Source organism: Thioalkalivibrio sp. AKL17, assembly GCF_000377885.1.
GTDB lineage: Bacteria > Pseudomonadota > Gammaproteobacteria > Ectothiorhodospirales > Ectothiorhodospiraceae > Thioalkalivibrio > Thioalkalivibrio halophilus.
Window position 1 is genome coordinate 299818 of sequence record NZ_KB898765.1, and the last position, 11754, is coordinate 311571.

Sequence of the window (11754 nt, forward strand, 5' to 3'; positions counted from 1 at the left end):
CCCTCGATTGGATTGCAATTCCTTTCGAACATGCCCCGTTTCACCGACCGGTGCAAACGAGCCAAGTGTTCGTGCGGTCTAGGCATCAGGATCCGGCTTTCTCGCCGGCTTCCGCACGATCGGCCAGCACGTTGTCGACCAGGCCGTATTCCTGCGCTTCGGCCGCGGTCATGAAGCGGTCGCGATCCGTGTCCTGCTCGATCTGTTCCACCGTCTGACCGGTGTGCTTCGCCAGCACGCGGTTGAGTTCTTCCTTGATCTTGAGGATCTCGCGGGCATGGATGTCGATGTCCGTCGCCTGACCCTGGAAGCCGCCCAGGGGCTGGTGGATCATCACGCGCGAATGCGGCAGGGCGTAGCGCTTGCCCTCGGCGCCGCCGGCCAGCAGCACCGCCCCCATGCTCGCCGCCTGGCCCACGCAAAGCGTGGACACCTGCGGCTTGATGAACTGCATGGTGTCGTAGATCGCCATGCCGGCGGTGACCGCACCACCCGGCGAATTGATGTAGAGGCTGATTTCCTTGTCCGGATTCTCGGATTCCAGGAACAGCATCTGCGCGACGATCACGTTGGCCATGTAGTCCTCGACCGGCCCCACGCAGAAGATCACCCGGTCTTTCAGCAGCCGGGAGTAGATGTCATAGGCGCGTTCGCCGCGGGCGGTCTGCTCGACCACCATCGGCACCAGGTTCAGGCCCTGGGTATGCTGCGCGCCCTGATCGCCCATGTCGTGCGTCATTCGCTCGACTCCTTGTTCGGATTCATTACGTCCTGGAAGGTGGTGGGCTTGTCGGTGACGTTGCCCTGTTCCACCACCCAGTCCACCACCTGGTCTTCCAGGACGATGGACTCCAGGTTCTGCATGGCCTGGGGCTGCGTGCGGTAGTACTGCTTGACCTCTTCGGGGTCTTCGTAGGTCGCGGCCATGTTGTCGAGCTCCTGCTCGACCCGCTCGCGATCCACCTCGAAGCCCTTGTCGTCGATCAGATGCCGCAGCACCAGGCCCAGGCGCACCCGCCGTTTCGCCTCTTCCTCGAACAGGCTGTCCGGCAGCGGCTGCGTCTGCTCCGCCCCGCCGAACCGCTTCTCGGCGTCTTCGCGCAGGCGGTTGATTTCGGATTTCACCAGGGCATCCGGCAGGTCGAAGCCGTGGCGTTCCACCAGCGCATCCATGACCTGCTGCTTGATCTTGCTCTTCAGAGCCTGATTCAGCTCCCGCTCCATGTTGGACCGCACATCCTCGCGAAGTTTCTCCACCGAGCCGTCCTCGATGCCGAATTTCTCCGCGAAGGCCGCGTCGACCGCGGGCAGCCGGGCCTCTTCCACCGCCTTGACCGTGATATCGAAGGTCGCGGTCCGGCCCTTGAGGACCTCCGCCGGGTAATCCTCGGGGAAGGTGACCTCGATGGTCTTTTCCTCGCCCGTTTTCACGCCTTCGAGCTGGTTCTCGAACTCCGCCAGCAGCCGCCCGCTGCCGATCTCCACCTGAAAGTCCTCGGCCTGTCCACCCTCGAAGGCCTCGCCGTCGAGCTTGCCGAGGAAGTCCAGGGTGATGCGGTCGCCCGAGGCCGCCGCACGCTCGACCGCCTGCCATTCCTTGTGCTGTTCGCGCAGGGTGTCGATCACGCGATCGATGTCCTCGTCACCGATTTCGGCCACCGGGCGTTCGATCTCGACCCCGGACAGGTCGGCGACCTCGATCTCCGGGAAGACCTGAAAGGACGCCTCGAACTCGATCGGCTGACCGTTTTCCACCGATTTCGGCTCGATGCTCGGGCTGCCGGCCGGCTCCAGGCCCTCCTGCTGCACCGCCTCGCGGTAACTCTCCTGCAGGACTTCGCTGAGCACCTCCTGGTACACCCCGGCCCCGTAGCGCTGACGCACCACCTTGAGCGGCACCTTGCCCGGGCGGAACCCGTCGAGCCGGACCCGCTTGGCGAGGTTCTTCAGGCGGTTGTCGACCTCGGTGTCGACGCGTTCGGAGGGGACCTGGACGGTCATCTTGCGGTCCAGGTTGCCAGTGGCTTCAACGGAAACTTGCATGGAGGGCCTCGTCAAATGGTTCGGAAATCGTCGTGTCCGGGCGCGGGGCCGTCGTCTCGCGGCCGGACGGGGTTCCTGGTGCGAAAGGAGAGACTCGAACTCTCACGGGTGTTACCCCACTGGGACCTAAACCCAGCGCGTCTACCAGTTCCGCCACTTTCGCCGTTGGTTTCGTAACCCGACATTGTAGCGTGTCTGCATGCCGGAAACACAAAAGGCCCGCTGAACGGGCCTTGTGCCGGTCCGGGACCGGGGAGATGGTGGGTCGTGTAGGATTCGAACCTACGACCAATGGATTAAAAGTCCACTGCTCTACCAACTGAGCTAACGACCCGTGTGATCTGCAACGGGGGCGTAGTGTACGGCCCCGTCACCAAAACGCAAGGCGGGCCGCGATCGCGGCCCGCCCGGGCAGAAGGTTCCCGCCCCGCCGGCGATCAGATCGCTTCGAGGCTGCGCATCTTCGACGGCAGGAGCTTCATGTCCACCAGCGAGGTGATCAGCGCCTTGCCGAAGCTGGCTTCGTCTTCGTAGACCATCTTGTAGTACTGGATCTTCATGGTCAGGGCCGCGCCGAACACGATGAAGATGAAGGTCAGGAACCCGCCGATCGCCAGCGTGGAGACCCCGGTGATGGCCTGCCCCACGGTACAGCCCATCGCGAGGATGCCGCCCACGCCCATCAGGATGCCCCCGGCGAAGTGGTTCCAGAAATCACGCAGGGACGAGAACCACTCAATGCGGAAGCTGCGCGACACCAGCGACCAGAAGAACGAGCCCAGGATCACGCCCGCCAGCGCCATCACGCCGAAATACAGGAAGCGGCTGTCGAAGCCTTCCTTCACGTAGGCCGCGCTCTGGCCCATCGGCGCGATGAAGGTGAAGGACTGGTTGTTCCAGAAACGCACCTGGTCGGCCGGGCGCTCTTCACCGGGCTCGCCCAGGAAATCCCAGTCGGCCAGATAGGCCGTCGGGGTGTAGGTGTCACCCATCTCGTCGGCGACCTGCACGTTGCTGGTCAGCCACCAGGCACCGATCACCACCAGGCCGATCACCAGCCCGCCCAGGATGTTGTCGAAGCTCTTGCGGAAGTCCGCCGCCTTGAAGATCAGCGCCAGCAGCAGCACGCCGATGACCAGGCCCAGCACCAGACGCGCGGTGCCGTCGGCATCGCCCGCGACGATCGAGCCAAGATCCTGGCCGCCGGACAGCGTGATCGCGGTGGCGTCCATCCAGCCGAACAGCAGCTGATTGAGGGTCTCGCCGGTGCCGAACACCGACTGCGTGCTCAGCAGGAAGTAGGCGACGATGCCGATCAGGACCATCACCATCACCGACTTGATGTTGCCGCCGCCCACGCGCACCAGGGTCTTGTTACCGCAGCCCGAGCCGTAGGTCATGCCGATCCCGAACAGGAAACCGCCCAGCACGTGCCCGAGCCAGTTCAGGTTGTCCATGCGATAGGGAGGAAACGAACCTTCGGCGCTCAGCACGCCAAAGAATTCCAGGGTGCTCACGCCCAGCATGGCCACGGCGATGGCCAGCAGCCAGGAGCGCATGCGCCCGGTGTCACCCATGTTCACCCAGTCGGAGACCGCGCCCATGGTGCAGAAGTTGGTCTTGTTGGCGACCGCCCCCATGATGAAGGCGAGGATGAACGTCCCGACCAGCACCGCCGTGGCGGCTGCGGAAAAGCTGGAGAATTCCATGCGTCAAACCCTCTTGATCAGTTGTCACTCGGGCTGCACGACCGACCGGAGCAAGGTATCCGGTTTCGCCGTTCAGGGCCGCGCAGCATACATCGACCACCAGACGAGATCGAGAGAGGTTTCATTCCGTGCTTCCCCGGGCGAATCTTCCGGGGCCGGGGCTCATCCGGCGTAACGGGTGGGATCGGGGATCCCGGCCGCCGCAAAACCGTCGGCACGCAGGCGGCAGGAATCGCAGGTGCCACAGGCGCGCCCGTCCGCGTCGGCCCGGTAACATGACACCGTCAGCGAATAGTCCACGCCCAGACGCGCCCCTTCGCGGATGATCTGCGCCTTGCTCAGATGCATCAGCGGGGCCTCCACCGACCATGGCGCGCCCTCCACGCCGGTGGCCGTCGCAACGCGCGCCAGGGACTGAAAGGCCTCGATGAACGCGGGGCGGCAATCGGGATAGCCGGAGTAGTCGACCGCGTTGGCGCCCACCACCAGGCGGTGGGCGCCCAGGGTCTCGGCAAACCCCAGTGCCAGCGACAGAAACACGGTGTTGCGCGCCGGCACGTAGGTCACCGGGATACCTTCGCCGCCGGCCTCGGGCACCTCGATGGCCGAGTCGGTCAGCGCGGAGCCACCAATGGCAGTCAGGTCGACACGGACCACGCGATGGTCGGCCACTCCGGCGGCCGCGGCCACACGCCGCGCCGCCTGCAGCTCGGTGGCGTGGCGCTGCCCGTAGTCGACCGACAGGGCGTGACATTCCAGCCCCTGTTCCTGCACCAGCGCCAGGCAGGTGGCCGAGTCCAGTCCGCCCGACAGCAGGACCACGGCGCGTTCATTCGCCCCCGTGGCCATCAACGCCCCGGCTCGTCGCCCCACAGCCACTTGTGCAGCTGCATCTGAAAACGCACCGGCAGGCGTTCGGCCACGATCCAGTCGGCCAGCAGCCGCGGCTCCAGCTCGCCATGTACCGGGGAAAACAGGACTTCCACCGCCGAATCCAGGCCCATCCCGGAGAGGGCGTCACGCGCCCATTCGAAATCCGCCCGGTTGGCGAGCACGAACTTCAGCTGGTCGCCCTCCCCCAGATACGCGAGGTTTTCCGCCCGGTTACGCCCGGACTCGCAGGACGCGGGTGCCTTCCAGTCCATGACCAGCCCGGCGCGCGGATCCACGTCGCTCACGTCCATGGCACCGGAGGTCTCGATCGTGACCGCCAGGCCGGCATCGCACAGGCCCGTGATCAGGGCACGGCTGCCCGGCTGGGCCAGCGGCTCACCCCCGGTGACACACACGTGGCGCACCCCCTCGCCCGTCACCCGCTGCAGCACCGTGGCCACGTCGGTGGTCTCGCCGCCCTCGAAGGCGTATTCGGTGTCACACCAGCGACAGCGCAGCGGGCAGCCGGTCAGGCGCACGAACACCGTGGGCCAGCCCACCTGCGCGGCCTCGCCCTGCAGCGAAACGAACATCTCGCTCAGGCGCAGCCGGGGTGCACCCCCGGACGCGGAGGCCGGTGCCGTGGCGCGGCGCAGCGGTGCTTCCACGTTCACGAGCCATCCATCCGCTGCAGGCGTTCGCGCGCGAGGCGATCCAGCGTGGTGCCGCCGTATTCCTCGCGCACCTGTTCCAGCGCCTCGCTTGCGGCCTCGAAATCCTCGAGCTCGTAATGCGAGTAACCGATCTTCAGCAGGGCATCGCCCTGCTTGTCACTCTCCGGGAACTGCTCACGCAACCGCTCGAAGTCTTCCAGCGCGGCCTCGAAATCGCCACTGGCGTATTTGGCTTCGGCCAGCCAGTACCAGGCGTTGGCGGCAAAATCCCCGTCCGGGAACCGCTCGATGAACGCCTCCAGCTGCCGGATCGCCCCGGCATAATCCCCGTCCATCAGGACCGAGAAGGCCTCCTGGTAGGCCTCCTGCTCGCCCGCGTCCGGCAGATCGAAATCCACCACTTCTTCTTGCGGCGCCTCGCCTTCGCTGGCGACGCCTCCGGCCTCCAGCGTCGCCAGCCGCTCGTCCAGATGAGCAAACTGGTCCCGCTGGCGCTCTTCCAGGCGGTCAAGGCGGTGATTCAGGGTATCGACTTCTCCGCGCAGATTGCGCAGATCCCGCTGCATCTCCTCGACGCCGCGCAGCATGTCCGCCAGCGCACTGGAATCCAGCCTGCGCTCGATGCGATCCAGCCGGCGGTCCAGCTCGCGCACCTGCGACTGCGTCGCCACGATGCCGTCTTCCTGCGCCAGCACCGGGGGGCCGGCCAGCAGCAGCGCCGGAAGCATCCCGGCCAGCAGGGCGCCCCGAAGGGCACCCTGCGGGAAACGCTGCCCGGCCCGCCGCCGAATCGCCTGCATGGGACGCGTATCCATCACCATCATCACTGCCGACGGTCGTATACCAGTTCCACGCGCCGGTTCTGCGCCCAGGCCTCTTCGGTCTGTTCGAAGGCCACCGGCATCTCCTCGCCGTAGCTGACGACCTCGATCTGCTCGTCCTCGGCCCCGTTGAGGTTCAGCACCCGACGCACGGACTGCGCACGGCGCTCGCCCAGCCCCAGGTTGTACTCACGGGTACCCCGTTCGTCGGTATGCCCTTCCAGACGCAGCCGCGCACCGGGGTTGGCCGCGAGATACTCGGCATGCGCCTCCAGCATCTCCTCGTACTCGCGCTTCACCTCGTCACGGTCGAATTCGAAATACACCAGACGCTCGGCCAGCAGGCTGTCCGGGTCATCCAGCGCCGCGGCGTCCAGGCGCCGGTCCTCGCCCAACCCGCGTGCCTCGCGCTCGCGCCGCTCGCGGGCCTCACGCTCGGCCTCGGTTTCGGCTTCGGCCGCCTCACGTGCCTCACGCTCGGCCGGATCCTCGGCATCGCGCACCGGCTGGGCGCAGGCCACCAGCGAGCCCACGACAAGGGCCAGAATGCCCCAGCGAATCAGGTGGTTCATCGTTTGTTTCCTCAGGGTGTTGTCAATCATCAAAGAATCCGGGCAGACCCTCATTATTCGCCGAGTGGCGACCAGGCCGGTTCACGCACCTCGCCGTCCCGGCCCTCCAGCCGCTGGTGTACCCGGCCATCCCGGCTCACCGAGCCCAGGACGCCACGAGTGCCTTCGCTGATGGCGTACAGAATCATGCTGCCGTTGGGAGCAAAGCTCGGGGATTCGGCATTACCGGAATCGGTCAGTCGCGTGACACGACGGTCGCCGAGATCCAGGCGGGCCAGACGGAAGCCGCCATCGCCCCCCTCCACGTACACTACCGAATCACCGTCCGGGGACACCGTGACACCCGCCGCATATCCGCTCTCGAAGGTCAGCCGCCGGACATCCCCGCCGTCGGCGTCCATGCGGTAGATCTGCGGTGCCCCGGCACGGTCGGAGGTGAAATAGATGGTCCCGCCGTCCGGCGACCACGCCGGCTCGGTCTCGATCGCGGAGGACCGCGTCAGCTGCTCCAGGTCCCCGCTCTGCAGATCCAGCCGATAGATATTGGGACTGCCGTCGCGCGAGAGGCTCAGCGCCAGGTAGCGTCCGTCCGGCGACCACGCCGGCGCACTGTTGATTCCCCGGAACCGGGCCAGGCTCACCCGCTCGCCGCTGCGCACGTCGTGGCGGAAGACCTCGGACTGGCGGTTCTCGAACGACACATACACCAGTTCGTTGCCATCCGGCGACCAGGCCGGAGACATCACCGGATCCGACGAGCGGTACAGGGTGCGCGGATTCGCGCCGTCGGAGTCGGCGACCTGCAGCCGGAACTCGCGGCCGTCGCCGTCGCGCTGCACCTGGACGAAGGCGATGCGCGCACTGAACGCGCCCGGATCACCGGTGATGGCCTCGAACACGAGATCCGACACCCGGTGCCCGCCGCGCCGCAGCATGTCGGCCGGCACCGGGATGCGCCAGCCGCCGAGGCGTTCCTCGGCAAGCACGTCGAACACATGGAAATCCACCACCACACGGTCGCCGTCCGGGCGCTTGCTGCCGACCACCACGTACTCGGCCCCGGCCGCACCCCAGGGCTCCGGAATGAAGTCCGCAGGCCCGGTGGCCCCCGAAGGCAGGTCTTCGCGCAGCACCTCGAACAACCCGCTGCGATGCAGATTGTCCCCCAGGATCCCGCTCATGCGGGTCTCCGGCTCACCTTCGCCGCGCCACTCGAACGGCGCCACGGCTACCGGGATCGCCCCCGACACGCCCTCGGTCACCGTGACCTCCAGCACCGCGTGCGCCTGGGAGGCCCCCAGCATCAGGGCAATCCCGAGCAGGCCCGTCAGGGGCCGCAACATCTTTTTCATCATTGGTGCCTGCAATGCCATTGAAACCTCACCGTCACTGCGGTTCGAACTGGATCCGGACTCCGCGCGCCGCGGCGTCGGCATCCGGCGGCTCCGGCAGGGCACGCAGGCGCTCGATCGCCTCCTCCACGGACGCGCAGAAGGCCGGCCCTCCGGCGCAGCGCTCCACCTCGAAACTGATGATACGCCCGGTCTCGTTGACCCGCACGTGCACCGTCGCCCGGTCCGACGCGCTGACGTCCGCGGGTTCGCGCCAGCGGCGCTGGACCACCGCGCTGGCCTGTGCCTGCCACTCCTCGATCGCCTCGCGGCGTTCGGCGGCCGCCTGCGCCGCCTCGCGCCGTTCCGCGGCCTCGGCCATGCGCTGCATCTCCTCTTCCATGCGTTCGCGCCGGCGCTGCTCCTCGAGTTCGCGCTCGGCTTCGGCACGCCGCTCGGCTTCCTCGCGTGCCCTGCGTTCGGCCTCCTCCTGCTCGCGACGCTCCTGTTCCTCGCGGGCCTGACGTTCGGCCTCCTCGCGTTCGCGCCGTTCCTGCTCCGCGCGCTCGCGTTCCGCTTCCGCCTCGCGCCGGGCCTGTTCAGCGGCCTCGCGCTCGCGCTCCAGACGTTCGGCTTCTTCCTGTGCCTGCCGCCGCGCCCGTTCCGCCTCTTCCAGTGCCTCGCGTCGGGCCTGCTCCTCGGCCTCGCGCCGGCGCTGTTCTTCCAGCCTGCGCTGTTCCTCGGCGCGGCGGCGTTCCTCTTCCTCGCGCAGGGCCTCGGCGATCGCCTCCTGCTCCGCGACTTCGCGTTCATGCTGGATGCGGTCGAAGGTCTCGGCGTCGACCGCCTCGGCCTGAACCACTTCCACCTCGTCGCCGGTCGTGATCTCCAGGGGCTCCCCGGAACGGCTGTCCGGCGCAAGGTTGACGTTCAGCAACAGCGCCGCGAACAGCACGCCATGCAGCGCCAGCACCAGCAGCAGGGCAAACGGATGTTGTCGCAGCAGTTCGAACACGGCGGCCGGTTCAGTCGTCGCGCGGCGGTTCGGTGATCAGGCCCACGCGGCCGCCCCCTGCCCGCTGCAGCGCGATCATCGCGTCGATCACCCGTCCGTAGTCCACATTGCGGTCGCCGCGCACGTAGGTCTGCGTGCCCGGGTGGTCCTCGAGGAACTGGATAACGATCTCGGTCATCTCCTCGGGCGCCAGCGGTTCATTCACCCGCGGTCCCTGGTTGAGGCTCAGCGCGCCCGCGGCGTCCACCGTGACGACCAGCGGTTCGGCCGCCTCGGTCCCGTCATCCAGCGCCTCGGCCTGAGCCTCGGGCAGATCCACTTCCACCCCCTGCTGCAGCATGGGCGCGGTGATCATGAAGATGATCAGCAGCACCAGCATCACGTCGATGAACGGCACGACGTTGATCTGCGACATCGGCCGCCGGCTGCGACGCTGACTGCGGAGCGAGGTCTTCGCCATGGTTTATTCGCCGGTCGTGGCGACCGACGCCTCGCTTGCGCGCGGATGGGACTGGCGGTTGAGCAGGCCCGCGAACTCTTCGCTGAAGTTCTCCAACCGCCCGGCGATGCGATCCACGTCCCCCGAGAAACGGTTGTACGCGATCACCGCCGGGATCGCCGCGAACAGCCCCAGCGCGGTCGCGATCAGGGCCTCGGCAATGCCCGGGGCGACCATTGCCAGGGTCGCCTGCTGCACCCCGGAAAGCCCGAGAAACGCATGCATGATGCCCCAGACGGTACCGAACAGGCCGATGTACGGGCTGGTCGACCCGACCGTGGCCAGGAACTGCAGATAGCGCTCCATGCCGTCCAGCTCGCGCGAGATCGCCACCCGCATCGCGCCCTGGGCCGGCTCGGCGGGCGCCATTCCGTGCTGGCGCGCACGCAGGAACTCCTTGAACCCGGAGGAGAACACATGTTCCATCGGGTTCAGTACGGTCTTGCGCCGCAATCCCTCGTAGAGATGGGACAGATCCGCGCCCGACCAGAAACGTTCCTCGAAGTCATCGGCCGCACGGTCCACGCCGCGCAGCGTGCGCGCCTTTACGATGATGGCCAGCCACGAGAACACCGAGGCCAGCACAAGGATGATCATCACCAGCTGGACCACCAGACTGGCCTCCATGATGAGCTGGTACATCGAAAAATCGACTTCCACGGGTCCTCCCCCTCAGCCGGTTGCTTCGGTCGTGTCTGCGATGGCCGTCTGCATCGCGCGGTGTACGGGCTCGGGCACCGGGGCCGGCACGCCCCGATCCGGATCCATGCAGGCGATCATTACCTCGCCCTGCACCAGCACCTCGCCGTCGCGGATAACCTCCTGGTAAAACCCCACGCTCGCGCGGCGCAGCCGCTGCGGCCGGCACGTCACTTCCAGGGACTGGTCGAAACGCGCCGGCCGGCGCAGGTCCAGGCTGGCGCGACGGACCGCGAGCACCACACCGCAATCGGCCCTCAGACGGTCCTGCCCGTAGCCGAGTTCCCGCAGCCATTCCGTGCGCGCCCGTTCCATGAATTTCAGGTAGTTGGCATGGTAGACCAGCCCGCCGGCGTCGGTGTCCTCGTAATAGACGCGCACCGGCCAGCGAAAATCCGTGGCTGCAGTCATGCACGCCCTCCGCCGGCCAGCAGGTCGCCGTCCCCGCCGGGCAGATCGAACATCGCCAGGGTGCGCCGGGTGGCCTGGCGGCCGCGCGGGGTGCGCTGCAGGTAACCCTGCTGGATCAGGAACGGCTCGACCACGTCCTCGAGGGTGCCGCGATCCTCGTTGAGCGCGGTGGCCAGGCTCTCCACGCCCACCGGCCCGCCATCGAACTTGTCCACCAGCACCTCCAGCAGGCGCCGGTCCTGGGCGTCCAGGCCACCGGCGTCGATCGCCAGCAGATCCAGACCGTGCTCCGCGACCTCGGCGGTAATCACCCCGCTGGCGCGCACCTCGGCGTAGTCGCGCACCCGCCGCAGCAGGCGATTGGCCAGCCGCGGGGTCCCACGCCCGCGCCGCGCGATGGCCTCGGCCCCGGCGGCATCGATGCCCACGCCCAGCAGCCCGGCGGCCCGCTCGACAATATGCGCCAGGTCGGTGACGGAATAATGATTGAGGCGTTGCACGATGCCGAAACGGTCACGCAGCGGCGCCGACAGCAGCCCCGCGCGGGTGGTGGCCCCGACCAGGGTGAATGGCGGCAGATCGACCTTGATGGAGCGCGCGGCCGGCCCTTCGCCGATCACGATGTCCAGCTGCGAGTCCTCCAGCGCGGGGTACAGCACCTCTTCCACCACCGTGGGCAGGCGGTGGATCTCGTCGACGAACAGCACATCGCGCGGTTCCAGCGCGGTGAGGATCGCGGCCAGATCCCCGGCGCGTTCCAGCACCGGGCCGGAGGTCTGGCGCAGCCCCACCCCCAGTTCGTGGGCGACGATGTGCGCCAGGGTCGTCTTGCCCAGCCCCGGCGGACCGGCCACCAGGGTGTGATCCAGGGCCTCGCCCCGGCCGCGGGCGGCATCGATGAACAGACCCAGCTGTTCCACGACCTGCGGCTGGCCGGTGTAGTCCGTCAGCCGTTTCGGCCGCAGGCTCACTTCGGCGCCGGCGTCCTCGGACTGATGCTGCATGTCGACCAGGCGGGATTCCATGCGCTGCAGTATGCATCCTGCCGGGAACCATTTACAGGGGCTCCCGGCTGTGGTTTTCGCGGAATCCGGGCCGGATCACGCC

The 11754-nt window shown here is 67.4% G+C and carries 13 protein-coding genes and 2 tRNA genes; all 15 read right to left on the minus strand.

Features of this window, described 5'->3' with window-relative positions:
* Positions 1 to 85: 85 nt before the first annotated feature.
* The 15 genes from clpP to ruvB all read right to left on the minus strand — a co-directional run bounded on the left by clpP (position 86) and on the right by ruvB (position 11672).
* The gene (gene clpP, locus D577_RS0104655; protein ID WP_018946397.1) at positions 86 to 739 is read right to left on the minus strand and encodes an ATP-dependent Clp endopeptidase proteolytic subunit ClpP; all 654 of its coding nucleotides are present in this window, start codon (positions 737 to 739) and stop codon (positions 86 to 88) included.
* Positions 736 to 2043 (minus strand): trigger factor, encoded by a 1308-nt coding sequence (gene tig, locus D577_RS0104660; protein ID WP_018946398.1) that lies wholly within the window; start codon positions 2041 to 2043, stop codon positions 736 to 738. The genes clpP and tig overlap by 4 nt, the downstream gene beginning before the upstream one ends.
* 76 nt (positions 2044 to 2119) lie before the next feature.
* Positions 2120 to 2206: transfer RNA gene (locus tag D577_RS0104665), tRNA-Leu, on the minus strand.
* Between the two features lie 95 nt (positions 2207 to 2301).
* A tRNA-Lys gene (locus tag D577_RS0104670) sits at positions 2302 to 2377 on the minus strand.
* Between the two features lie 103 nt (positions 2378 to 2480).
* On the minus strand, positions 2481 to 3752 hold the full coding sequence (locus D577_RS0104675) for a YeeE/YedE family protein (RefSeq protein ID WP_018946399.1): 1272 nt from the start codon (positions 3750 to 3752) through the stop codon (positions 2481 to 2483).
* 162 nt (positions 3753 to 3914) lie between these two features.
* A complete protein-coding gene (gene queC / locus D577_RS0104680; RefSeq protein ID WP_018946400.1) occupies positions 3915 to 4601 on the minus strand; it encodes a 7-cyano-7-deazaguanine synthase QueC in 687 nt (228 codons plus the stop codon).
* On the minus strand, positions 4601 to 5299 hold the full coding sequence (gene queE, locus D577_RS0104685; protein ID WP_018946401.1) for a 7-carboxy-7-deazaguanine synthase QueE: 699 nt from the start codon (positions 5297 to 5299) through the stop codon (positions 4601 to 4603). The genes queC and queE overlap by 1 nt, the downstream gene beginning before the upstream one ends.
* On the minus strand, positions 5296 to 6123 hold the full coding sequence (gene ybgF / locus D577_RS0104690; protein ID WP_018946402.1) for a tol-pal system protein YbgF: 828 nt from the start codon (positions 6121 to 6123) through the stop codon (positions 5296 to 5298). Before ybgF ends, queE begins: the two co-directional genes overlap by 4 nt.
* Positions 6123 to 6692, minus strand: a complete 570-nt coding sequence (gene pal, locus D577_RS0104695) for a peptidoglycan-associated lipoprotein Pal (protein WP_018946403.1) — start codon at positions 6690 to 6692, stop codon at positions 6123 to 6125. Before pal ends, ybgF begins: the two co-directional genes overlap by 1 nt.
* 53 nt (positions 6693 to 6745) lie before the next feature.
* Positions 6746 to 8035: a Tol-Pal system beta propeller repeat protein TolB gene (tolB, locus tag D577_RS0104700; protein WP_018946404.1), complete on the minus strand. Its 1290-nt coding sequence runs from the start codon at positions 8033 to 8035 to the stop codon at positions 6746 to 6748.
* 43 nt (positions 8036 to 8078) lie between these two features.
* Positions 8079 to 9038: a cell envelope integrity protein TolA gene (gene tolA, locus D577_RS0104705; protein WP_018946405.1), complete on the minus strand. Its 960-nt coding sequence runs from the start codon at positions 9036 to 9038 to the stop codon at positions 8079 to 8081.
* Between the two features lie 10 nt (positions 9039 to 9048).
* The gene (gene tolR / locus D577_RS0104710) at positions 9049 to 9498 is read right to left on the minus strand and encodes a protein TolR (RefSeq protein ID WP_018946406.1); all 450 of its coding nucleotides are present in this window, start codon (positions 9496 to 9498) and stop codon (positions 9049 to 9051) included.
* Between the two features lie 3 nt (positions 9499 to 9501).
* The gene (gene tolQ, locus D577_RS0104715; protein WP_024329003.1) at positions 9502 to 10179 is read right to left on the minus strand and encodes a protein TolQ; all 678 of its coding nucleotides are present in this window, start codon (positions 10177 to 10179) and stop codon (positions 9502 to 9504) included.
* 30 nt (positions 10180 to 10209) lie between these two features.
* Positions 10210 to 10647 (minus strand): tol-pal system-associated acyl-CoA thioesterase, encoded by a 438-nt coding sequence (gene ybgC, locus D577_RS0104720; RefSeq protein ID WP_018946408.1) that lies wholly within the window; start codon positions 10645 to 10647, stop codon positions 10210 to 10212.
* Positions 10644 to 11672, minus strand: a complete 1029-nt coding sequence (gene ruvB, locus D577_RS0104725) for a Holliday junction branch migration DNA helicase RuvB (protein ID WP_018946409.1) — start codon at positions 11670 to 11672, stop codon at positions 10644 to 10646. Before ruvB ends, ybgC begins: the two co-directional genes overlap by 4 nt.
* Positions 11673 to 11754: the final 82 nt, after the last annotated feature.